At 71.0% G+C, this 22,821-nt stretch carries 19 protein-coding genes and 2 pseudogenes; 5 read left to right on the plus strand and 16 right to left on the minus strand.

The window, feature by feature from the left end:
• Positions 1–138 precede the first annotated feature (138 nt).
• The 3 genes and pseudogenes from ABD369_RS13330 to ABD369_RS13340 form a co-directional block, all read right to left on the minus strand.
• A pseudogene (locus ABD369_RS13330) lies at positions 139–547 on the minus strand (transposase); the annotation flags it as partial.
• Positions 548–687: 140 nt separating this feature from the next.
• Positions 688–1,251: a GNAT family N-acetyltransferase gene (locus ABD369_RS13335; RefSeq protein ID WP_425557614.1), complete on the minus strand. Its 564-nt coding sequence runs from the start codon at positions 1,249–1,251 to the stop codon at positions 688–690.
• 102 nt (positions 1,252–1,353) lie between these two features.
• Positions 1,354–1,626 carry a hypothetical protein gene (locus tag ABD369_RS13340; RefSeq protein WP_344636565.1) on the minus strand — a complete coding sequence of 91 codons (273 nt, stop codon included), beginning with the start codon at positions 1,624–1,626 and terminating at the stop codon, positions 1,354–1,356.
• Positions 1,627–1,748: 122 nt separating this feature from the next.
• On the opposite strand from ABD369_RS13340, the gene ABD369_RS13345 reads away from it, so the two are divergent.
• Both ABD369_RS13345 and ABD369_RS13350 read left to right on the plus strand, forming a co-directional pair.
• Positions 1,749–2,375 (plus strand): winged helix-turn-helix domain-containing protein, encoded by a 627-nt coding sequence (locus ABD369_RS13345; protein WP_449806504.1) that lies wholly within the window; start codon positions 1,749–1,751, stop codon positions 2,373–2,375.
• A 4-nt stretch (positions 2,376–2,379) separates the two neighbouring features.
• Positions 2,380–3,603 carry an MFS transporter gene (locus tag ABD369_RS13350; protein ID WP_344636567.1) on the plus strand — a complete coding sequence of 408 codons (1,224 nt, stop codon included), beginning with the start codon at positions 2,380–2,382 and terminating at the stop codon, positions 3,601–3,603.
• A 578-nt stretch (positions 3,604–4,181) separates the two neighbouring features.
• On the opposite strand, the gene ABD369_RS13355 is transcribed toward ABD369_RS13350, so the two are convergent.
• Positions 4,182–5,063, minus strand: coding sequence for an aminoglycoside phosphotransferase family protein (locus ABD369_RS13355; protein ID WP_344636568.1), 882 nt, complete (start codon positions 5,061–5,063; stop codon positions 4,182–4,184).
• 394 nt (positions 5,064–5,457) lie between these two features.
• Positions 5,458–6,180 carry an SDR family oxidoreductase gene (locus tag ABD369_RS13360; RefSeq protein WP_344636569.1) on the minus strand — a complete coding sequence of 241 codons (723 nt, stop codon included), beginning with the start codon at positions 6,178–6,180 and terminating at the stop codon, positions 5,458–5,460.
• A 159-nt stretch (positions 6,181–6,339) separates the two neighbouring features.
• Here ABD369_RS13360 and ABD369_RS13365 point away from each other — a divergent pair, with 159 nt between their 5' ends.
• Both ABD369_RS13365 and ABD369_RS13370 read left to right on the plus strand, forming a co-directional pair.
• Positions 6,340–7,353, plus strand: coding sequence for a helix-turn-helix transcriptional regulator (locus tag ABD369_RS13365; RefSeq protein ID WP_344636570.1), 1,014 nt, complete (start codon positions 6,340–6,342; stop codon positions 7,351–7,353).
• A 228-nt stretch (positions 7,354–7,581) separates the two neighbouring features.
• Complete coding sequence (locus ABD369_RS13370; RefSeq protein WP_344636571.1) at positions 7,582–9,039, plus strand: dihydrolipoyl dehydrogenase family protein; 1,458 nt, start codon at positions 7,582–7,584, stop codon at positions 9,037–9,039.
• A gap of 244 nt (positions 9,040–9,283) precedes the next feature.
• On the opposite strand, the gene ABD369_RS13375 is transcribed toward ABD369_RS13370, so the two are convergent.
• The gene (locus ABD369_RS13375) at positions 9,284–9,967 is read right to left on the minus strand and encodes a TetR/AcrR family transcriptional regulator C-terminal domain-containing protein (protein WP_344636572.1); all 684 of its coding nucleotides are present in this window, start codon (positions 9,965–9,967) and stop codon (positions 9,284–9,286) included.
• A 69-nt stretch (positions 9,968–10,036) separates the two neighbouring features.
• On the opposite strand from ABD369_RS13375, the gene ABD369_RS13380 reads away from it, so the two are divergent.
• Positions 10,037–11,536: an FAD-dependent monooxygenase gene (locus ABD369_RS13380; RefSeq protein WP_344636573.1), complete on the plus strand. Its 1,500-nt coding sequence runs from the start codon at positions 10,037–10,039 to the stop codon at positions 11,534–11,536.
• 403 nt (positions 11,537–11,939) lie between these two features.
• On the opposite strand, the pseudogene ABD369_RS41130 reads toward ABD369_RS13380, so the two are convergent.
• The 10 genes and pseudogenes from ABD369_RS41130 to ABD369_RS13425 form a co-directional block, all read right to left on the minus strand.
• Positions 11,940–12,130, minus strand: a pseudogene (locus tag ABD369_RS41130) (hypothetical protein); the annotation flags it as partial.
• Complete coding sequence (locus tag ABD369_RS13385) at positions 12,118–13,413, minus strand: APC family permease (protein WP_344636574.1); 1,296 nt, start codon at positions 13,411–13,413, stop codon at positions 12,118–12,120. The pseudogene ABD369_RS41130 and the gene ABD369_RS13385, both read right to left, overlap by 13 nt.
• Before the next feature lie 594 nt (positions 13,414–14,007).
• The gene (locus ABD369_RS13390) at positions 14,008–14,874 is read right to left on the minus strand and encodes a universal stress protein (RefSeq protein ID WP_344636575.1); all 867 of its coding nucleotides are present in this window, start codon (positions 14,872–14,874) and stop codon (positions 14,008–14,010) included.
• A 491-nt stretch (positions 14,875–15,365) separates the two neighbouring features.
• Entirely contained in the window at positions 15,366–15,818 is a 453-nt protein-coding gene (locus tag ABD369_RS13395; RefSeq protein ID WP_344636576.1) for a universal stress protein, read from the minus strand.
• A gap of 235 nt (positions 15,819–16,053) precedes the next feature.
• The gene (locus tag ABD369_RS13400; protein WP_344636577.1) at positions 16,054–16,296 is read right to left on the minus strand and encodes an acyl carrier protein; all 243 of its coding nucleotides are present in this window, start codon (positions 16,294–16,296) and stop codon (positions 16,054–16,056) included.
• Positions 16,293–17,642 carry a 2-oxo acid dehydrogenase subunit E2 gene (locus tag ABD369_RS13405; protein WP_344636578.1) on the minus strand — a complete coding sequence of 450 codons (1,350 nt, stop codon included), beginning with the start codon at positions 17,640–17,642 and terminating at the stop codon, positions 16,293–16,295. Before ABD369_RS13405 ends, ABD369_RS13400 begins: the two co-directional genes overlap by 4 nt.
• Before the next feature lies 1 nt (position 17,643).
• Positions 17,644–18,642, minus strand: a complete 999-nt coding sequence (locus tag ABD369_RS13410) for an alpha-ketoacid dehydrogenase subunit beta (RefSeq protein WP_344636579.1) — start codon at positions 18,640–18,642, stop codon at positions 17,644–17,646.
• Positions 18,639–19,664 carry a pyruvate dehydrogenase (acetyl-transferring) E1 component subunit alpha gene (gene pdhA / locus ABD369_RS13415; RefSeq protein ID WP_344636580.1) on the minus strand — a complete coding sequence of 342 codons (1,026 nt, stop codon included), beginning with the start codon at positions 19,662–19,664 and terminating at the stop codon, positions 18,639–18,641. The genes ABD369_RS13410 and pdhA overlap by 4 nt, the downstream gene beginning before the upstream one ends.
• Complete coding sequence (acsA, locus tag ABD369_RS13420) at positions 19,661–21,454, minus strand: acetate--CoA ligase (RefSeq protein WP_344636581.1); 1,794 nt, start codon at positions 21,452–21,454, stop codon at positions 19,661–19,663. The genes pdhA and acsA overlap by 4 nt, the downstream gene beginning before the upstream one ends.
• A 383-nt stretch (positions 21,455–21,837) precedes the next feature.
• A complete protein-coding gene (locus ABD369_RS13425; RefSeq protein WP_344636582.1) occupies positions 21,838–22,641 on the minus strand; it encodes a sigma 54 modulation/S30EA ribosomal C-terminal domain-containing protein in 804 nt (267 codons plus the stop codon).
• Between the last annotated feature and the right edge of the window lie 180 nt (positions 22,642–22,821).

A 22,821-nucleotide genomic window follows, 5' to 3' on the forward strand; every position in this document is an offset into this window, starting at 1 on the left:
GCGTCCAACTCCACCTCCTCGAACTCCTCGGCATCGAAGTCACCCGAACCCGCTGGCCACAGACCTGAAACGGTGACCTGCGAAGTACGGGGCTAGGGCGTTGTACGCCTGGATGTAGGCGCCTTTGCTGTTCCTCATGATCCGTGAGTCGGGGTCGGTGAAGTTGGCCTGGGCCTTGGACTTGGAGGCGTTCGCTTCGAGCTTCGTGCCGTCCGGGGCGACGCGGCCCGTCTTGACCATGCCGAGCCTGGTTGCCACGTGCAGGGACTGGGCGAACAGGTCGGTGAGGGCGTCCAGGTGGCGGCGGCGGAACCGCGATATCGAGCGGAAGTCCGGGGCCTGGTCGGCGGCCAGGTAGCGGAACGCGATGTCGTCGGCGCACCTGCGCTCGATCGCCCGAGAGGAGCGCACCCCGGTGGTGTAGCCGTAGATCAGCAACCGCACCATCAGCCGGGGATCGTAGGGCGGGTAGCCGCGCTTCTCGGTCCAGCGACGGGGGCAGCAGCAGGACCTGGTACGGGTCGAACGCCCTGAACCGCTTGTCCACCCCGGCCGGACGGCCCTGCGACTTCCTCTTCTCTACCGGCTCGACCTCGAACAGCCCATCCCCACCACTCATACCGCCGTCATCCAGCACGAATGATCAAGAAGTGCGAGTGGATCGCCTCCCCGCCGTCATGTGTGGCGTCACTCCTCTTGGCGGAAGTCCAGCATGTAGAAGACCTTGTCGTAGCGGCCGGTGCCGACAGCGACGAAGTCGGGTAGACGGCCGTACTCGCTGAAGCCCAACGATCGGTAAAGGTGCAGGGCATTGCTGTTGTCGCCACGGGCATCCAGGGTGAGGATCTCGATTCCTGCCCGCCTGGCGTCAGCGACCAAGCCAGCGGTGAGTGCACGACCGATACCGCGACCATGGGCAGCAGCATCCACCGCGATCTTCTCCAGGTCGGCGTGCGGGCGATGCGTCGGTCGCGCGTAGCGCAGCCAGTACCCCAGCCCGACCAGCCGACGGTCAAGGTAAGCGGCACGCACGGCTGCATCGCCGGCGTGCACCGCGGAGATGACATGGTCGAGGAGTTCCGACACCTCATCGCGCGACGGAGGTTCGACCCAACCAAGTGCAGCACCTCCACGGACCAGGTCCGTCAGGATCTTGTGGGCCGACTCCGCGAACCGGACCCCAAGGTCTGGATCGGACGTCAGCTCCGTCGCGTCAAGGATCACGGGCTCACGGGTTCCACTGCTGGTCATGGCCGTAGTCATGACCAGCAGCCTAACCAGCCCAAGTTCCATTGGGGAGGCCCTCCACCCCAGCCCCCAGCCGTGACCGAGCCCTGTTACTGACCCACGCTCCTAGCCGAAGGGAAGTCGCTGGCCGCGATCGGCCGGGAGGTACGGCTGGACCGCTCCACTGTGCGCCGCTTCGCCCGCGCGGGCGGCATCGACGAGCTCCTCATCAGGGCGGTCAAGCGGCAGTCCATCCTCGACGAGTACAAGCCCCACCTGTACCAACGCTGGAACGAGGGCTGTTACGACATCCCCCGGCTCCACCGTGAACTCCGGGAACTCGGCTTCCCCGGCGGCCTCCAGACCGTGCGCCGCTACCTTCGGGAGGTCAAGCAGCACGGCTTCCCAGCGATCCGGCCGCGCATATCACCGGTCTCTCGGGGGAGTTCGACACCCGCAGCCAGCTCCGGCCAGCAGCAGGTCTTGTCGAGCGTAATGTTTTGAGCGTAGCCTCTCGAAACATGTCTTCTGAAGAAGTTCGACATGTTCCCGGACACCCGTCAGTTGCCGACCGCCCGCTCCGGCAACTGACGGACCCCAAGACGATGAGGGCGGTGGCCCACCCGACCCGGCTCGCACTCCTGGAGGCGCTCAACCAGCGCGAACCGCTGACCGCCACGGAGGCCGCCGAGATGATCGGGGAGTCACCGACGAACTGTGCCTTCCACCTACGGACCTTGGCCAAGTACGGCTTCGTGGAAGAGGCCGGTGAGGGGCCCGGCCGGCGCCGACCGTGGCGGCGCAAGCACATCGGCTTCGTGGTGGACGACGCCGAGGGCGATGTGGAGATGGGCCATGCGGCCGAAGCCCTGGCGCAGTTGCTGTGGGAGACCTGGCTAGCGCGGGTCAACACGGTGAATGCCCGCCGTTCCGGCTTTGAAGAGACCTGGCGGCAGGTCACCAGCGGCATCGAGAACGTGGCCTACGTGACCCCGGAGGAGGCCCAGCAACTGAATGCCGAACTAAGCGAAGTACTCGACCGCTATCGGGACCGGCTGGAGGAGCCTTCGCGCCGCCCGGCCGGAAGCCTGCCGGTGGAGATGCTGCTGTTCACGTATCCGCTCGATGCGACCAGGCCGGAGGCATGAGCTGATGCGCAGGCTGTGGGGGGACCGAAACGCCCGGCTCTACATAGCCGGGCAGAGCCTGTCGACCTTCGGCGACTCGGCGCTGTGGCTGGCTCTGGGGATCTGGACCAAGATGCTCACCGGGAGTGCTTCGGCCGCGGCACTGTCGCTCTTCATGTTCACTCTGGGGAGCCTGTCCGGACCGGTCGGGGGGATGATCGCCGACCGGATGCGCCGTCGCCCCCTTCTGATCGCCGCCAACCTCGCCACCGCGGTCCTGGTTCTACTCCTGCTCCTGGTCCACGACCGGAACCAGGTGTGGCTGATCTACGCCGTGATGTTCGGCTACGGCCTGTCGGCCGGCGTCCTCGGCCCGGCCCAGACGGCCCTGCAGCAGACGCTGCTCCCCGAGGAGCTCCTGGGCGAGGCGAACAGTGCCCTGCAGACGGCCCAGTGGGGAATGAGACTGATCACTCCGCTCCTCGGCGCCGGAATGCTCGCCACAGTGGGCGCGACACCAGTGATCATCGGGGACGTGGTGACGTTCCTCGTGGCCATCGCCGCGTTGTTCGCTGTGCGGGTCCACGAGGAGAGGCCGGCACCGACCGAGCAGCACTGGTTCGCGGAGGCGATCGCTGGCGGCCGCCACATCGGCGCCACTCCTGTACTGCGGCAGCTGACCCTGGCTGGCGTGCTGGCCACGACCGCCTTCGGGCTCTCGGAAACAGCCCTCTTCGCTGTTGTGAGCAAGGGTCTGCACCGTCCCGACGCCTTCCTCGGGGTGCTGATCTCAATCCAGGGGGCCGGTGCCATCGTGGCCGGGATCACGGCGGCTGCGATACTGCGCCGTCTCAAAGAAGGCCGCCTTGTCACCCTGGGCCTGGCCACCGCCGCGTCCGGTTTCCTCCTGCAGATCGCATCGTCGACTCCGGCCGTGCTCGTGGGCTCAGCGCTCATCGGCTCCGGCCTGCCGTGGATCACCGTGGGCATCATGACGCTCCTCCAGCGCCGCACACCACCAGACTTGATGGGCAGGGCGGACGCGGCGCTCGACCTGGTTCTCTGCACACCGCAAACGGTCGCCATCGCTCTCGGCGCCGGATTGCTCGCCGTGATTGACTACCGAATCCTCCTGCTCGCCATCGCATGCCTCATGCTCGCGGCGTCCGTCTTCCTGCTCACCCGGCCCGAGCACCGCGATATTGCTCCGGAGCGACCGGCTACGGCTACGACTGGCGCCGTCCCGTGACCACCCCCTGACGAATCGGCTGTGGCGGACCGGGCCCCGTCCGCCACAGGTCATGCCGAAACCTGGAGGCCATCCTGGGCGGGGCGGGTTTGGTGAAGTCGACGTCGAGATGCGGCTCGTACGCCTCCGGCCGCAGTTCCATGACCTCACCGTCGATCTGCCGATACCGGACAGGGACCCTCCCGCTCCTCACCGCACCCACGCTTGCTGACCCTAGGAGCAGAACAGGTGCGGCCAAGATCTCGATCGGGTGATTGTCCGGCGTCGTTGCAGCAGGCGACGGACAGGTCCCTGGTTTGCGGACGTTTCGTGTGACTACGCGTTGAGGACGGACCGAGCCTGGGCGAGTTTGGCCTGGACCTCGGTCTTCTTCGCCGTCAAGGCGAACCGGCGCCCGGTGCGATTGGCGAGTCAGGTACCGCCGGACGGGCGGGAACGGAGCCTTCGGGCTCGAAAGCCTGTGGAGACTCGGTAAGACCGGCGGAAACGTCGGCACAAATCGTTGAAGCAGGAAGCCACGGTCGTGCCGCTTCCGACGGTACGGGCCGGAATCTCCCGGCTTCAGTCGGGAGAGCGCGTCAATCCAGCACCGCGCGGAAGACGCGCTCGCCGATGCCGCCCATCAGCGGGTTGTCCGCCGAGTGCGTCAGGAAGACCAGGGATAGGGCCAGCGCCCATCCGCGGGCCCGCTCCCAGGTCGCGTCGTCCGCGTGACCGTACGCCTGCCGGAGGGCGGCTCGCTGCTCCGCCGTGAACAGCATCCAGGCCACGGACAGGTCGGTCGCGGGATCGCCGGAGGTGACGTCGCCGAAGTCGATCACGGCGCTGATTCGGCCGTGGTCGACCAGGATGTTGGCCGGGTGCAGGTCCCCGTGCAGCCACAGCGGCGGACCGTCCCATGCGGGTGCGGCGGCGGCCGTCTCCCAGACGCGTTGCGCGGCGGCGCGGTCGGCCGCGTCGGCGACGTGCGCCAACCCGTTCAGAACGCCCTCGGCGCGTCCGGCCAGCGGGATCCCGCGAAACGGGTTGACGGGCGCGTCCGGCGGGGCCGGGGTGTGCAGCGCGGCCAGGAAACCGCCGAGTGCGGTCGCGGCCGACCGGAGGTCGTCGGGCGCCGTCCGCGCGGCGATCCGGCCCGGGAGGAACGGCACGACACTCCAGGACCACGGGTACTGCGCCGTCGGCCGCCCGACGCGCACCGCTGCGGGTACCGGCAACGGCAGGCGAGTGGCCAACTCGGGCAGCCACCGCTGCTCGTGCGCGACGAGCTCGGCGGCCTTGGCGCGCCGCGGCAGCCGGACGAGGAACTTCTCACCGAGTCGGCACACCAGGTTGTCCCAGCCGTTGGCCAGCACCTCGATCGACAGGTCCGCGAGGTCGGGGTGCTGCGCGTCGAGCAGGTGGCGCACCAGGTCGACGGAGACGGGAACCTCCGCGGCCGGCATCCGGTGAACTGTCATAGCAGGACCCTACGGCCGCCCCCGGCCAACGGGAGGCCGAATTGGCCGGTTCCGGGGGCGGATGCACTCCGTCGCTGAACTCGCCGAAGACTGCCGGGAGATGCCTGCCCGTCTGTACGGCTCCGGGATCTCCGAGCTGGTGCAGCGGGGCCCTGCCAAAGACCGGAGCGCGCCACAGGACGCGACCAGAAGTCGGGTGGAACAGCCTTCGGGGTCCAACCACAGCCGTGAAACCGGAACAAGGGAACGCCGCGTACCGGCAGTGAGTTGGCCACCGATGAGTTGGCCACCGATGAGTTGGCCACCGATGAGTTGGCCACCGACGAACCGGAGAGGAAGGAGCGTCGCACGAAGAGGCGAGGGACCCCTTGTCACCATCGCGATGCGGTGACGGTCAGGCTTCCTGGCCGGTGGCGGCGAGGACGATCTCACGGACGGTGACGTTCTGCGGCTGGCGGTAGGCGTAGGCGATGGCCTCGGCCACGACCTGCGGGTCCAGGGCACCGCCGGCGGACTTCTTCCAGGCCTCGTAGTCCTGCTTGATCTGCTCGTCGCTGGTGTGGGAGAGCAGTTCGGTCTCCACGGCGCCGGGAGCGATGGTGACCACACGGACGCCGCGGGAGGCGACCTCCTCACGCAGGTTCTCCGACATGGCGTGGACGGCGAACTTGGTTCCGACGTAGGCGGTGTGGTTCGGGAAGGTCTTGCGGCCGGCGATGGAGCTGACGTTGATGATCGTGCCGATGCCACGGGCGAGCATGCCGGGAAGGACGGCGCGAATGCCGTACAGCACACCCTTGATGTTCAGGTCGATCATTCGGTCCCACTCCTCGGCGCCCTGGTCCGCGATCCGGCCCAGGAGCATGGCCCCGGCGTTGTTGACGATCGCGTCCACCGGCCCGAACCGCTCCTCGGCCTCGCGCACGGCGGCCTCGACCGCGTCCCGGTCGGTGACGTCGACCTTGCGGCACAGGGTGTCGGGCAGCCCGAGCTCCTCCAGCTTCTCCAGCCGCCGGGCGAGGAGCAGCAGCGGGTGTCCCTGGGCGGACAGGAGGCGGGCGGTGGCCGCGCCGATGCCGGAGCTGGCGCCGGTGATGATGATCAGGGGCTTGGACATGGTGATCCCTCTCAAGTGGGTGCCTGGTTGCGTGCCGGTATCCAGGACACCACCGGACGGAGGGGGCACACACCGGCAGCGGGGGGAGGGTGTACAGGGGGTTCGCCAGACCCCCCTTTCACCGCGCAGCAGTGGTGCACGCCGCCCTAGCCTGGGTGGATGAGCACGTCAGCGGGGCGAGAGCCCAACCTTGAGCTGCGCGACTTCCTGCGTTCGCGCAGGGCCCGGATCAGTCCCCGTGAGGCCGGCCTGGGGCCGGACGCCGGTCGGCGCCGCGTGCCGGGGCTGCGCCGGGAGGAGGTGGCCCGGCTGGCCGGGATCAGCGTCGACTACTACGTCCGGCTGGAACGCGGGCGCAATCCGAACGTCTCGGCATCGGTGCTGGAGGCCGTGGCCCGCGTGCTGTGCCTGGATGCGGCCGAGCGCGCCCACCTGTTCGACCTGGCCCGCCCCAGGCCGGGCTCGGGCCGTCGCCGCGTGGTGCCGCCGCAGCGGGTGCGGCCCGGACTGCTCCGGCTCCTCGGGTCCCTGGCAGGGACTCCTGCGATGATCCTGGGCCACCGGTTGGACGTGCTGGCCGCCAACCCACTCGCGAAGGCCCTGTACACCGATTTCGACGCCGCGGCGCACCGCGACCGCAACCTCGCCCGGTTCATCTTCCTGGACCCCGCCGCCAGAGACCTCATCGCCGACTGGGAGACCGCGGCCCGTGGCGCGGTGGCGGCCCTGCGCCTGTACGCGGGGCGCCACCCGCACGATTCCCGCCTGACCGAGCTGGTGGGCGAACTGTCCGTGCACGACGAGGACTTCCGCCAGTGGTGGGCCGACCACGACGTCCTCGAATACACCCACGGCACCAAGCGCTACCGCCACCCCCTCGTCGGCGAACTGACCCTCGACTACGAGTCCCTCGTCCTGCCCGACGACCCGGACCAGGCCCTCTACCTCTACACCGCCGAACCTGACAGTCCCTCCGCACACGGGCTGCGCCTGCTGGGCAGCTGGTCGGCGCCGGACCTCACGGCGGGCGGGGGCCACAGCCCGCACCATGCGGTGCGGACGCTGCCCGCCCCGGCCACACGGGACATCCCGCGGGCGGACAGCGCAGCGGCACTTGTCGCGACCACCGACCTCGAGGCCGCCCACGACGCCGACCGCGAGGGCACGCGGTGAGCCCGGGACGGGTTCTGACGGGCATCTCGGCCCGGTCCTGAACGGTCGTGGTCCTCGCGGGAGGCGCCGGACCGCCGGAGGCCGGTCACTGGGTGCGTGCAGCCATAAGGGGCACGGATGGCCGCTGTTGGTGACTCCTACGGCCGAGGTATGACGCCGTGTGCGCACCGCGCGGTTACATGAGCCGGGGATGCGGCCCCGTCGGCCCCGACCGGATGCGAGGGAGCAATGAGCGAAGCACGTGAGAACCAGGAGAGCCACGCCTACGACGTGGTCGTGCTGGGCGCGGGCCCGGTCGGCGAGAACCTCGCCGACCGCTCCCGCGCCGCCGGCCTCACCGTGGCCGTTGTGGAACGTGAACTGGTCGGCGGCGAATGCGCCTACTGGGCCTGCGTCCCCAGCAAGGCCCTGCTGCGGCCAGTGATCGCGGTGGCCGACGCCCGCCGGGTGGACGGCGCCCGGCAGGCCGTCACCGGCCGGCCCGACGCCGGCCGGGTCTTCGCTCGCCGCAACCACTACGTCAATGACTGGGACGACACCGGACAGGCCGAGTGGGTGAAGTCCATCGGCGCCGACCTGTACCGCGGCCACGGCCGCATCGACGGCCCCCGCCGGGTCACGGTCACCAGGGACGACGGTGCACGCCACACCCTCACCGCCCGGCACGCGGTGGCCATCGCCACCGGCAGCCGGCCGCTGCTGCCCGACATCCCCGGCCTCCAGGAGGCCCGGCCCTGGACGAACCGGCACGGCACCGACTCCAGCACCGTGCCCGCCCGGCTCGCCATCGTCGGTGGCGGCGGAGTCGCCATCGAGATGGCCACCCTCTGGCAGGGCCTGGGCTCGCAGGTCACCCTGCTCGCCCGCCGCCGCCTGGTCGCCCGCATGGAGCCGTTCGCGGGCGAGCTCATCGCGCGCAGCCTCACCGAGGCGGGCGTGGACGTACGGATCGGCACCCAGGTCACCGCCCTGCGCCGTCCGGACCCCACCGGGCCCGTCATCCTCACCCTCGACGACGGCAGCGAACTGCAGGCCGACGAGGTCATGTTCGCCACCGGCCGGACCCCCGCCACTGACGACATCGGCCTGGACACGGTCGGCCTCACCTCGGGCACCTGGCTGGAGGTGGACACCACGTGCCTGGTCCGCGGGGTCGACGGCGGGTGGCTGTACGCCGTGGGCGACGTCAACCACCGCGCACTGCTCACCCATCAAGGCAAGTACCAGGCGCGGACCGCCGGCGACGCCATCGGCGCCCGCGCCGCGGGCCTGCCCCTGGACGACGGCCCGTGGGGCGACCACGCCGCCACCGCCGACCAGCACGCCGTGCCCCAGGTCTTCTTCACCGACCCCGAAGCAGCCGCCGTGGGCCTGACCGCCGAGCAGGCGGCCCAGGCCGGCCACCGCATCCACACCGTCGACCTCGACTTCAACGCCGCCCTGGGCGCCAACCTCTACGCCGACGACTACCGAGGCCACGCGCGGATGGTGGTCGACCTCGACCGGGAAGTCCTGCTCGGGGTGACCTTCGTCGGTCCCGGGGTCAGCGAGCTGCTGCACTCGGCGACCGTCGCGGTGGCCTGCGAGGTCCCGCTCAAGCGGCTGAGGCACGCGATCGCCTGCTTCCCGACCGTCAGCGAGATCTGGCTCTTCCTCCTCGCCGCCTACCACCACGACCGCAGCTGAGCCCGTCGTTCACCGAACTTGATCGACCCCGATCCCCGGCCCCGAGCCGACATCGCTCCCGGCACCCACACCACCGGTGGACCCGACCACTCCGCCCCGACCTTTCGCTTTTCCTCGCCCCGTGGGGAGTTTTCCTTGATCGGAGCGGCGGGTCCACCGGCGGCTGCCTGGTGATCCTTGCGGCCACCGTGCGATCACCGGGCACCGATGCCGCCCGTGACCGGTGGCTTCGCGCTGAGAGCCCTCAGTGCGGGAGCAGGGTCGCCTCGATGCCGGCCAGGACGGCCTCCAGGCCCTGTTCGAAGCCCTGGTCGAAGTCCTGGAACATCTCGCGGCCCGCCGCCGCCGCGAGCGGGTAGGCGGTCAGGCGCTGTGCGCGGGCGTCCAGGTCGTAACCCTCGGTGCCGTTGAAGGGGTTCGGGCCCATGGCCTGCTCCTCCACGACGTAGCCGATGGTGTAGGCGTAGCCGGTGTACCAGGCGCGGGTGGCGGCGCCCAGGGTGAAGCCGGCGCGGGTGAGCAGCTGCAGGCTCGCCTCCAGGCCCGGCACGTAGGACGTGTCCGTGAAGCGGGCGCCGCTGTAGACGCGGGCGCCGTCGCGGTAGCGCAGCAGGTGGGCGCGCAGGGTGCGCATCATGGCGCGGTAGGCCTGGCGCCAGTCCTCCTCAGGCCCCACCTGATCCGAGGCCCCCGACGGCTCGGCCGAACCGGCCGACTCTGCTGTCATGCGGCGCATCATCTCGGTCGCCATCTCGTCGAGCAGCGCCTGCTTGTCCTTGAAGTGCCAGTACAGGGCAGGCGCTTTGACGTCCAGCTCGGCGGCGATCGCACGCAGTGTGAGGCCGTCCAGGCCGAGCTCGTTGAGGAGCCGAAGTGCGGTGTCGGCGACCAGCTGCCGGTCGAGTTTCGGGGTTCGCTGCGGGGTCACGGTTGACAGTTTAACGGCGTTAAGTGCATGCTCGCGGGCAACCGCACTTAACAACGTTAAGGAGCTCTCGTGGCTCTTCGGGCAACAAACCCCAACACCCCGGACCTCCACGCCGCAGACGCCGACACCGACGTGCTGATCGTCGGCGCCGGCCCCACCGGTCTCGCGCTCGCCCTCGATCTGGCCCGGCGCGGCGTCGCCGCGCACCTGGTCGAGCGCGGCACCGCGCTGTTCCCCGGCTCGCGTGGCAAGGGGCTTCAGCCGCGCACCCTGGAGGTGCTGGACGACCTCGGCGTGCTGGCCGAGATCCGCGCGGCGGCCGGCCACTACCCGCCGAACCTGTTCTGGAAGAACGGTGAACCGCAGCGCACGAGCCGCATGTACGACGAGACGAGCGAGCCGTCGGAAGCCGAGCCGTACCCCGGCACGTTGATGCTGCCGCAGTGGCGCACCCAGCGGGTGCTGTACGGGCGGCTGCGCGAGCTGGGCGGCACGGTGGACTTCGGCCGGGAGCTGGTGGCCCTCGGGCAGGACGCGGACGCGGCGACCGCCGAGTTCGCCGACGGCCCGCCCGTCCGGGCGCGCTACCTGGTCGCGGCCGACGGCGGGCGCTCGACGGTGCGCCGGCTGCTGGGCATCACGATGACCGGTCAGACGGTGGACCCGGCCCCGATGCTGGTCGCCGACGTCACGGTCACCGGCCTGGACCGCGACCACTGGCACGTCTTCCCGCCCGCTGACGGCACCACCGGCCCCGGTCTCGGGGCCGGGCTGCTGGCCCTGTGCCCGCTGCCCGGCGGCGGACAGTTCCAACTCATCGCCCAGTTCCCGGAGGGCACGCAGCTGGACCTCTCGCTGGACGGCATCCGGCGTCTGGTCGCCGACCGTTCGCACCTGAGCGCCGAGGATGTGAGCGACCTGCGCTGGGCCTCGGAGTTCCGCCCGCGGGCGGCGCTGGCCGACCGGTTCCGCGCCGGCCGGGTCTTCCTCGCCGGCGACGCGGCGCACGTGCACTCGCCGGCCGGTGCCCAGGGCCTGAACACCAGCATCCAGGACGCCTACAACCTGGGCTGGAAGCTGGGCGCGGTGCTCGCGGGCCGGGCCGCGGACTCACTGCTCGACACCTACGAGCAGGAGCGGCGACCCAACGCGGCACGGATGCTGGAGCTGTCCACGAAGGTGCACCGCGGCGAGGTCCGCCGCGGCCGGGCGACCCAGCAACTGGACCTGGGCTACCGGGAGTCCTCGCTCGCGGTGGAGACCCGCACCGACCTCGCCCCGCACGCCCTGCGCGCCGGCGACCGGGCCCCGGACGGCCGCCGGGGCGGCATCCGCCTCTTCGACGCCTTCCGGGGCCCGCACTGGACGCTGCTCACCGTCGGCGCGCAGGCGGAGCTGCCCGTGGCTGCCTTCGCCGGGGCAGAGGTGCGGATGGTCGACGTCCCGGCCTACGAGGCGTACGGCACCGGCGTCTTCCTCGTCCGTCCGGACGGCTACGTGGGCTGGGCGGGCGCGACGGCGCAGGGCCTGACGGGCTATGCGGCGCGCGTCGGTGCCCTCGGTCGCTGAGACCGGGGGCACCGGGAGGGGTGTCCGAGGCTGCGGCTCCCTGACCGGCGAGTCCTTCCAAGCAGAACGTGCCGCAGGCGAGAGGGTGCGCAGCGGCGGTAGCGGCAGCGGTCGCCGGTCGGGAAAGGCGGGGCTGCTCGCGTTCGGCAGGCCGGTGGTGGGTTCGGCTGATGCTTCTCGCCCTCCCGGCGCCCCCGGGCCGTCGCGGAACCACGGGTTCGGCGAGCTGGTCAGGGTGGTGGTCGTCGACGCCACGCCGGCACTGACCGGCGGGCCGGCGCTCAGGACAGCGGCAGCAACGGTGACCGCTTACCGCCACTGCACCACCCCGGACAAGGGGAAAGCGCTCTCATGACCGGGCACATCACCCCCGCCGAACTGGCGCGGAACCCGACATCCGAGACCAGGGACGAAACGCCGAGTTGTGGACGGTCGGCCAAGCACCGAACGCCTTCGGCATCTCCCGCCGCTGCCAGCCCGTCGTCCTCAACCGCCAGATCACGTCCTCGAATTGCTGCCGCGGCCACTCGGGGTACGGGCCGAACCCCCGCCGATCAGCAAGTACGGCTCGGTGAAAAGGTTCAATCTCCGCAGCGGGAAAGGTCTCGATCCCTCCGCGTCGTGAGGGCCCTGCGCACGGCGTAGGCGGCGGCGCCGATCGCCAGCACGGTGGCTCCGGAGGTGACCGAGGCGATCGGCAGGGAGAAGGCGAGCAGCATGCAGCCGGCCAGGCCGAGCGCCGGGACGGCGCGCGGCGGGCGCCCCTCGACGGAGGTCAGGGTCCAGGCGGAGGCGTTGGCGATCGCGTAGTAGGAGAGCACGCCGAAGGAGGAGAAGCCGATCGCTCCGCGCACGTCCGTGACGGCGGCAAGCGCGGCGACGACGGCGCCGACCGTGAGTTCGGCGCGGTGCGGGACGTGGAAACGCGGGTGGACGGCGGCCAGCGCGCGCGGCAGGTGCCGGTCGCGGGCCATCGCCAGCGTGGTGCGCGAGACGCCCAGGATCAGCGCCAGCAGCGACCCGGTCGCCGCGACCGCCGCGCCGAAGCGGACCAGCGGGACGAGCCCGGGCACGCCGGCGGCCTTCACCGCCTCGGCCAGCGGTGCCGTCGCGCGACCGAGCCCGTTGCTGCCCAGTACGACCAGCGAGGCGACGGCCACGGCCGCGTAGACGACCAGGGTGATGCCCAGCGCGAGCGGGATCGCCCTCGGGATGGTGCGCGCCGGATCGCGGACCTCCTCGCCCAAGGTGGCGATGCGCGCGTATCCGGCGAAGGCGAAGAACAGTAGACCTGCCGCCTGCAGCACCCCGCCGAACGTGGCGTCCGCACCGACGTCCAGGCGCGCGGTGTCCGCCGTCCCGGAGGTCAGGCAGGCGGTGACGACGGTGGCGAGCACCACCAGGACCACCGCGACGATCGTGCGGTTCAGCCAGGCCGCCTTCTGCACGCCGAGGTAGTTCACCGCGGTCAGTGCCACCACGGCGCCGACCGCCACCGCGTGCGCCTGGCCGGGCCACACGTACGAGCCCACCGTCAGCGCCATCGCCGCACAGGAGGCGGTCTTGCCGACCACGAACCCCCATCCGGCCAGGTAGCCCCAGAAGTCCCCCAGCCGCTCGCGCCCGTAGACGTACGTGCCGCCGGACTGCGGGTAGCGGGCGGCCAACCGGGCCGAGGAGGTCGCGTTGCAGTACGCCACCACCGCGGCCAGCGCCAGCCCCGGCAGCAGCCCCGAGCCGGCCACATCGGCAGCAGGCGCGAGTGCGGCGAAGATCCCCGCCCCGATCATCGACCCCAGGCCGATCACCACCGCGTCGAACACCCCGAGCTGCCTCCGCAGCCGCGGTCCGCTGCCGACTGCTGGTGACTCGCTCATAGCTGGCTCCCCGGCACGCGCCCGCGTTCGGCAACGGACTCCGATATCGGCAGACGATATATGAGCCGGGTGACGCGTATGCCCACGCATACCGAGACCGACCGGCGGACGGAGCCCGGCCGTCACCGGTGCCGCCCCCATGGGCCGACCCGTCGGACGTCACGCGCTGTCCCGCCTTCGACGGCCCGGGCGGGCAGGCCTGGTACGGCGGCCGACGCTGATCGGCTCGGGGCGGTCAGCAGACGCTCCGTCGCCCTCCCGCGGTGGGACCGCCGAGCGACTGCCGGGCGCGGCCTCCGACGCGGTGAGTGAGCGCCATCGCGTCCTGCTCCGGAACCGGTGCATGCTCCGGTGGCCGCCGAGGTGTCACCGGCAGCGGTGTTCCGCCGAGGATGGCGAGCACGACCTTCCCGTCCACCGTCTCCTCCGCGATGAGCAGGCCGGCCGGTCCGCCCGGCCTGCGGCGGTGGTGGCGCAGCAGATCGAGCACTCGTGCGGAGACCGGAGAGGTCCATGACGGACCGTTCCGGCACGCGCCCGGTGCGAAGAGACGCCTCCGCAGCGCCATGTCCGGCTCGGGGGTGACCGCGTTGGTCACTCCCGAGCCGGCTCGGGGCGAGGGCGTACGACGGCGATGGGGCAGGTGCCGTAGTGGAGCAGAGCGTGGCCCACCGAGCCGAGGGCCAGGCCGTGGAAGCCGCCACGACCACGGGAGCCGACGACTGCGAGATCGGCCCGGTCGGAGGCACGGACCAGCGCGGGCGCGGCCTTGCCCCGGACCAGCTCCGTCTCGATCTCCACATCGGGATACTTCTTGCGAAGGCCGGCCAACTGCTCCTCCACCTCCCGCCGTTGCTCGGCCTCGACGTCCTCCGGAACGAGCTCTCGTTCCGGAGCCTCAGCCGGCACCGGCATCTGCCACACGCGCAGCACCTGCAGCCGGGTGCCGCGCAGGGACGCCTCGTCGAACGCGAACTCCATCGCGCTGACGGAGTGCGGCGACCCGTCGGTTCCGACGACGACCCGGTGATGACCGGTGGTCAGCTGGCCCACCACCACCACCGGGCCATCCGCGTGGCCGGCGACCTGCAGACCGACGGATCCGAACAGCAGGTTTCCCAAGCCCCCCTCGCCGCGTGCCCCGAGAACCACGTTGCGCGCCTGCTTGGACACGGAGCAGAGGACCTCGGACGGTGAACCGGAGAGTTGCTGGCAGCCCACGTCGAGATCCGGATGGCTCTCTCTGACCATCGCCTCGGCCTCGGCCAGGATTGCCGCACCACGCCTGCTTGCGCTCTGCCAACGTCCGGGCGGATGGAACGGAAAGTCCATCTCCCATGCGGGCAGCACGTGGACGATGTAGAGGGGGCAGCCGTGCAATGCCGCGTCGTGCGCGGCCCAGATGAGCGCGCGCAGGCTTCGTTCGAAGCCGTCGTACCCCACGATCACCGGGTCAGTCATCACTACTCCAGCCGGTCGTTCCGCTGTTGACACGAGAGCGCTGACGTGCGGAGCGGCGCATCTCGCTCAGGGCCCGCCGAGTCCTGGCGGACTCCTGACCTGCCGTGGCCGTCGCAGGTGCTCCGCGCGGCCTTCCGCCTCCCTGACCCGCTGTCCCGGACACCCCTTCGGCCGTTCCCCCATTTCCAGGCTCACCCTCTCGAGTCCGGTCCGCCATCCGGTTAGCAGGTGTCCGCGAGGGCCTCGGAAACCAAGCGTCTTCCCTGCGCCTCGGCTGCCAGGGAAGAGGCCTCGGAATCAGGCTTCCGGATCGGCGAGATGGGGCCGAGCACCACCCTGGGAGCGGTCGACGGGTGGCGGGTCGCGCGTGCCGACTGGGGAAGACAGCCGAACACTGCCCCCACGCGTACCTACTGAGCCGAATCGGCGGGCCGAGGACTCACGTGAGGTGCTTGACTTCGCGTAGCAGGTACTGGGGCGGCCGAGACACCTCAACCGTCGCGGCCGCGGACGACGACGACCGGGCAGGGAGCGTGCTGGACGCAGTGCTGACCGACAGAGCCCAGCAGGGCCCCGGTGAAGCCGCCGACACCCCGGTGGCCCACGACCAGCAGTGACGCCCCTTGGGCGGCGACGTCCAGCAGCGCCTGTGCCGCCACCCCCTCCACCGCGTGCGCCCGGATCTCCACCGGTGGCTCGGAGCCCGCGACCTTCTCGATGTTCTCGGCAAGTGCCTTCTGGGCGATCTCGCCGATCTGATTCCGCTGCTCCACGGAGACCACGCTGCCCACCCCGGAGAACGGCGGCTGCCAGGCCATCACCGCCTCCACCACCGCATGGGTCAACCGAGCCTGCCGAATCGCCCAGCGAAGGGCCCGTCTGGACTGCTCGGAGCCGTCCACACCGACGACGATCCTCTTCTCGTGATCCTCTTTCTCGATCATGGTCCCGTCACTCCCTTTCGAAGCTCGGGTCGTCGACGGTGAGCCGTCACACGGACAGCCATGTCAGCGGCGGTGGCACGACCTATGTCCCGTACGGCCCCGAGCGGGATGCACTGCTTGAAGCATCGCCCGTGTCCGGCTGGTCCGCATGCCGGCTTCCCGCCCTCACGGACGGTGTGGAGCAACTCGCCCTCACGCGTGCTCGATCCGGCCGTGGCGCAGTGTTGGACTGTGGTCAGGCGCGTTCCGCAAGGAGGGTGGCGGCGCCTTCGAGAGTGCCCAGACGTGGGTAGTCGTCCTCGTCGAGGCGGCAACCGGTGCGTTCGGAGAGCCGTTCCACCAGGTTGAGGAAGTCGAGTGAGTCGAGTTCGAGGGCTTGGCGGTAGTCCGTGTCGGGCCCGATCTCGGTGAAGTCCGCGTCCGGGACGATCTCTGTGATCGCCTCCTGGACGAGTGCGAGCGCCTGGTCGTGGTTCACAGCTCCTCCGGTTTCTGCAGCAACCGGTCGAGGGCGGCCAGGTAGCGTGCGCCGGTGGCGCCGTCGCTGGCTCGGTGGTCGGCGGAGAGAGTGGCGGTGACCACCGGACGGATACCGAGCAGCCCGTCGACGGCCCAGGGCCGCTCGACCACTCTGCCGAGGCCCACCAGGGCGACTTGCGGGGGATAGATGACACCGAGGACGGCCTCGACGCCCTGGTCCCCGAGATTGGTCACGGTGATCGTCGGATCGGTGGTCTCGGAGCGGTGCAGGCGGCCGGACCTGGCGCGGGAGACCAGGTCGCGGAGCCTTGCCATGAGCTCCGGCAGGGTCAGGTCGGTGGCGTCGTGAATGGCGGGGGCGACCAGGCCGCCGCCGCGCAGTGCGACGGCGACGCCGAGGTGGACGGCGGGTGCGGCGGTGAAGTGGTCGTCCGTCCAGAAGCCGTTGAGCTGTGGCACCTCGCGGGCCGCCAGTGCGGCGGCCTTGAGCAGTAGGGCCGTGGGTACCAGCCGTTCGGCCACCGGGAGTTCGCGGTTGCGTTCGTGGAGCCAGCCGATCGCCGCGCCGAGGTCGACGGTGGTGGACAGGTAGTAGTGCGGAATCTCGCGTTTGGACCGGGCCATGAGATCGCCGACCGCCCGTCGCATCGTCTCGTGACGGCCGGTGGCTGCAGCCGGCCGTGCCGTGGCTGCAGACGGGAGCGCGGCTGCGAGCGCGGCTTTGACATCGAGGGCCCGGACGGCACCGCCCGTGCCGGTGCCGGCCACTGCCGCCAGGTCGATGCCGGCCTCCACGGCGAGCCGCTTCGCGAGCGGTGTCGCGCGGACCCGGGTGGCCCCGTCGCCCGTCCCGGGCCGAGCCGGGGGAGTCGGTGGCTTTTCCGGTCGTACGCGTGGGGTGTCGGGGGGTTTGGTGGTGTCGGTCTCGGCGGGAGGTGTCCGGAGCGGTGCGGCGGACGGCGGTTCGGCATTCACATCGGCGCGGGTGATCCGGCCGCCTGGACCCGTGCCGTGCACGGTGGCCAGGTCCACGCCGCTCTCCTCGGCGAGGTGGCGCACCAGTGGAGAGGTCACCGGCACGCTCGGCTCACTGGTCTGTGTGGCGGGACGGGCCGGTCCGATGACGGCCAGGGACGCTCCGACGGGCATGGTCGTCCCCGGTTCCACCAGCAGGCGGTCGACCGTGCCGTTCTCGAAGCACTCCACCTCGATCGCCGCCTTGGCGGTGTCGACGACGGCGACGATGTCACCCTTGCGTACCTGGTCGCCGGGGTGGACGAGCCATTCGAGTAGCGTGCCCTCGGTCATGTCCGCACCCAGCGCTGGCATCCGGAACTCGGCCATCTCAGCCCACCGCCCGTCGTGCCGCGGCCACGATGTCCGCGGGCTGCGGTAGTGCCGCTTCTTCCAGTTGCCGGGCGTAGGGTACCGGCACCTCTGCTCCGCAGACCCGCTCCACCGGTGCGTCCAGGTCGTAGAAGGCCTGCTCGGTGATGCGTGCGGTGATCTCGGCCGAGAGTCCGCAGGTGCGCCAGCCCTCGTCGATCACGACGGCCCGGTGGGTGCGCCGGACCGAGCCGGTGACGGTGGCGTCGTCCAGCGGGCGCAGGGTGCGCAGATCGACCACCTCGGCGTCGATGTGGTCGGCGGCCAGCTGTTCGGCGGCCTGGAGGGCTTTGCCGAGTGAGCCGCCGTGGGTGATGAGGCTGATGTCGGTGCCGGGGCGGCGGACGGCAGCGCGGTCGATGTCCACCGGCCCTGTGTCGGGCGGCAGGGTGCCGGAGACGTTGTAGAGCGAGCCGTGCTCGAAGATGACCACGGGATCGGGATCGGAGAGGGCCGGAGCGAGCATGTACCGGGCGTCCTCCAGGGTCGCGGGGGCCAGAACCCGGATGCCGGGGATGTGGGCGTAGTAGCCCTCAAGGCTGTGGGAGTGCTGGGCGGCGAGCTGGCGTCCGGCGCCGGTGGACATCCGGATCACCAGGGGTACGGCGACCTGACCGCCGGACATGTGCAGCAGGGTGGCCGCGTTGTTCAGGATCTGGTCGAGGGCGAGCAGGCTGAAGTTGACGGTCATGATCTCGACGATCGGGCGCAGGCCGGCGATCGCGGCGCCGATCCCGGCGCCGACGAACGCCGATTCGGACAGCGGAGTGTCCCGGATACGGGCCGGGCCGAACTCGTCCAGCAGGCCGAGGCTGACACCGAGGGCCCCGCCGTACCGGCCGACGTCCTCGCCCATCAGGAACACCCGCTCGTCCGCCACGAGCGCTTCGCGCAGGGCTTCCCGCACTGCCTCACGGTAGGTCACCGCCTTGCCCGTGGCGGCCTTCCGCGTGGTCACGACGTCCCCCGTGCCGGGCTGTGGACGAAGCGGAGCAAGTCCTCGGCCGGTTCGAGTCCGCCCTGCCTGGCTTGCTCGACGGCCCGGTCCAGTTCCTCGGCGACCTCCTTTTCGAGGAGTTCCACCGAGGTGTCGTCGAAGCCGTTCTCGGTGCGCATCCGCTCCGTGAGCAGGGTGATCGGGTCGCGCTGCTTCCAGCGCTCGATCTCGGCCTTGTCCCGGTAGAGGTCGGGGTCGTACATGGAGTGTGCGCGGAAGCGGTAGGTGCGCAGCTCGAGGAAGTACGGTCCGGAGCCCGCCCGCACGGCCTGTGCGGCGCGCCGGGCGGCGCGCTCGACGGCGAGGACGTCCATGCCGTCCACGGCCCAGGCCACCATGCCGTACGAGGCGGCGCGGGCCGCCAGGTCGACCTGTGCGTGCTCGCGGGCCAGCGGGGTGCCCATGGCGTAGAGGTTGTTCTCGCAGACCAGGAGCAGCGGCAGGTCCCAGAGGGCGGCCAGGTTGGCGGTCTCGTGGAACTCGCCCTCGGCCACGGCACCGTCACCGAAGAGGCAGCACACCAGTTGCTCCCGCTCGCGCAGCAGGTCGGCGAGGGCCAGGCCGGCGGCGACGGGTAGTCCGCCGGCGACGATGCCGTGGCCGCCGTAGAAGCGGCGGTCCGCGTCGAAGAGGTGCATCGACCCGCCGCGTCCCCGGCTGCAGCCGGTCATCCGGCCGAGCATCTCGGCGAAGACCGCCTCCGCGGGGATGCCCCGGGCGAGTGCGTGACCGTGCTCGCGGTAGGTGGTGACCACGGCGTCCTCGGGGGTGAGTGCCTGGTGAACGCCGACCGAGACGGCCTCCTCGCCGATGCACAGGTGCACGAAACCCCGGATCTCGCCCGCGCTGTACATCTCCACGCAGCGTTCCTCGAACCGGCGGATTCGCAGCATCTCCTTGAGCAGGCCGAGCCGGTGTCCGGTGTCCGGGCCGGGAGGGCGTGTCCTGGTCCGGCGCTCCTTGGCGGTGGTACGAGGGGTCATTGCGCCTCCTCCAGGGCTGAGACGTCGCCTTCGGGAAGGCCCAGTTCGCGGGCGCGCAGCAGCCTGCGCATCACCTTGCCGCTGCGGGTCTTCGGCAGATGCTGGTCGAAGGCGATCTCTCTGGGCGCGATCGCGGGGCCGAGCCTGCGGCGGGCGAAGGCGGTGATGTCCCGAGCCAGTCGGGTGTCGGGGTCGTAGCCCGGTTTGAGTGAGACGAAGGCCTTGACGACTTCTCCGACGACCGGATCGGGGCGTCCGATCACCCCGGCCTCGGCGACGGCGGGATGCTCCATGAGGGTGCTCTCGACCTCGAAGGGGCCGATCAGGTGCCCGGCGGACTTGATCACGTCGTCCGCCCGGCCGACGAACCAGTAGTAGCCGTCGGCGTCGCACCTGGCGATGTCGCCGGTGAGGTACCAGCCGTCGGCGAAGCAGGCCCGGTACCGCTCCTCGGCGTGGAGGTAGCCGCGGAACATCGACGGCCAGCCGGGGCGCAGTGCCAGTTCGCCCTCCGCGCCCGGCTCGTCCAGGACGTGGACCCGCCCACCTTCGACCAGAGCCCGTCCGTCCCGTCCTCGTTCCAGGACCCCGGCCTGCACCCCGGGCAGAGGACGTCCCATGGATCCCGGGCGGATCTCGGTCCCGGCGAAGTTGGCGATCATGATGCAGCCGGTCTCGGTCTGCCACCAGTTGTCGTGGATCGGCAGGCCTAGGATCTCCTGACCCCACCGCACCGCCTCCGGATTGAGGGGTTCGCCGACGCTGGCGATGAACCGGAGCGCGGACAGGTCGAAGGACCTGGGAAGGTCGGGCGGCCTGCCGCGCGGGCTCACCCGCATCAGCATCCGGATCGCGGTCGGCGCGGTGTACCAGACCGTGACCCGTTCCGAGGCGAGGACGTCGTACCAGCGGCGGGCGTCGTACTCGCCCGCGTCGACGACGAGGGTGACGCCGTGGGTGAGCGGGGCGATGATGCCGTACGAGGTGCCGGTGACCCAGCCGGGGTCGGCGGTGCACCAGAAGACGTCCTCCGGGCGCAGGTCGAGCGCGAAGCCCGCGGTGGCGTGGTGGGCGACCACCGCCTCGTGCACGTGGATCGCGCCCTTGGGGGTTCCGGTGGTGCCGCTGGTGAAGTGGAGCAGCGCCATGTCCTCGGGGTCGGTGTCCGGGATCGTGAACTCCTCGGAGGCATCCGCGAGCAGGCCGTCGAAGGATTCGGTGCCCGGCTGCGGGTCGGGGGACGGGCCGACGATCAGCACGTGCTCCAGTTCCGGCAGCCGGTCACGCCGCCCGGCCACCTTGCGGCGGTAGAGCTCGTCGGTGGTGACCAGCACCTTCACTTCTCCCAGGCGCAGCCGCTCCTCGACCGGCGCCGGTCCGAAGGCGGGGAAGAGGGGGCAGAAGACGGAGGTGTTCTTCAGCGTCCCGAGGACCGATGTGTACAGCTCCGGGCAGCGGCTCAGCAGTGACGCCACCCGGCTCCCGCCACCGACGCCCAGGGCCCGCAGTACGTTGGCGAAGCGGCTGCTTCGCCGGGCCAGTTCGGTGTACGTGATTGCGGTGACCGTGCGGTCTGCGGCGATGCAGCGAAGCGCGAGCCGGTCTCCGTGGCCTGCTGTCACGTGGCGGTCGACGGCCTCGTGGGCGATGTTCAGGCCCCGGCCGCCGGGCAGCCCGTCGAGCTGTTGGCGGGCCTGTTCCCAGGAGAAGGTGAGCCGCCCCCGCTGGTAGTCGGTCAAGCGGGTTGGTACGGCGGCCGTACCGGATCCCGTGAGGCTCTCGCTGTCCACGGCGGCTCCTTCCGACCGGAGGGTTGCTTCGAACCGTCCCTGGCTCCGTACTCGCCCTGTGGTGTCGCGGCCACGACCGGCTGGGAAGATGCGGTCCCCGGGCCACCCTCTCCGTCTCATCCTGCGACGCGGCGACGGTGGCCGCCATGAGGGGGACGGGGCCGGAAGGGGCCGAGTGACGCGGTGCGGCCGGAGCGTAGCGGGACTCGCGTCGTGCTCCACGGGGCCACGGACGACGGCCTGCCCGTGCCGGCACGGCTCGGCTCCGGGTGACTCCGGCCCGTTCCGGGTCAGCCGATCTGTTCGAGCGTGAGGCCGCCCTACGGGCGAGGAGCGAGGAGATCGGTCCTCGCTGGGGCTGGCTGGATCCTCAAGGTCAGGGGTCACTCGGTGGGTGTGATCAGGCCGTAGTGCCCGTCGTACCGGCGGTAGAGGACGTTGCCCCGCCCGGTGGCGTCGTCGGCGAAGTACACGAACGGCTGCCCGAGTGCGTCCATCCGGCGTTTCGCGTTGACGAGGTTCAGCCGGGGTGCGGGGGCCGAACTGATGGTCAGCGGGATGGCGGCAGCGCCGAGCCGCTCCGGGCGCGGGTGCACCTGGGCGAGCCGGTAGCCGGTCGGCGCCGCGCGGTAGAGGACGCTGTCCTCGCCGGTGGTGAGGTCGGTGAACAGGCGGAAGCCGTAGTCCATGGTGTCCATCGCGAAGGCAGCCTGGTCGGGTGTCTCGCGCGGGAGGGAGAACGACTTGTGCCGGACCACCTCGCGCAGCTCCGCCGGGTGGGGGCAGTGGTGGGGGCGGTGCACGGGCTCCGTCCGGAGCAGCCGTTCGTACTCGCCGGCCTCCGGCACACCTCCCCGTTGGGACTCCAAGTGCCGACTCACCCGGGCGAGTTGCAGAACGATTCGCTCGCGCAGCAGGCCGACGGCCTCGCTCATGGTCTCAGCGGCGACCTGGGCGCGGGCGCGGCGGCCGTTGACGTCGAGGTTGGCCTGGGCGAGGCAGGGCCGCTCGACGGTGGGGTCGTCCATCCGGGTGAGCCGGATCCGGACGGACAGCACGGGCTCGCGCGTCTCCTCGACCAGAGCGAGCACGGTACTGCGGGCGACCTCCGCCGTTCCGGGCGGCAGGTCACCATGGATCTCGACCCGGACCTCGGGCGTCTGCCCGGTCATGGGCTTGTTCACCATCGGATCTCCTGGCTTCGCTCCGCCCGTTCGATCAGGAGGCCGACCGGGCGCCGGCGGGCGATTGCCCGGCCTGTGCCCCGGGCGGCAGCTGCACGGTGGCCGGCCGTCGAGCGAGCGCCCTGTCACCTTCACCAGACTGTCAGGCGATCGAGGCAAAGGCATCGGCTGAACGCCTCTGTT

Source organism: Kitasatospora cystarginea (genome assembly GCF_039533515.1).
Classification (GTDB): Bacteria; Actinomycetota; Actinomycetes; order Streptomycetales; family Streptomycetaceae; genus Kitasatospora; species Kitasatospora cystarginea.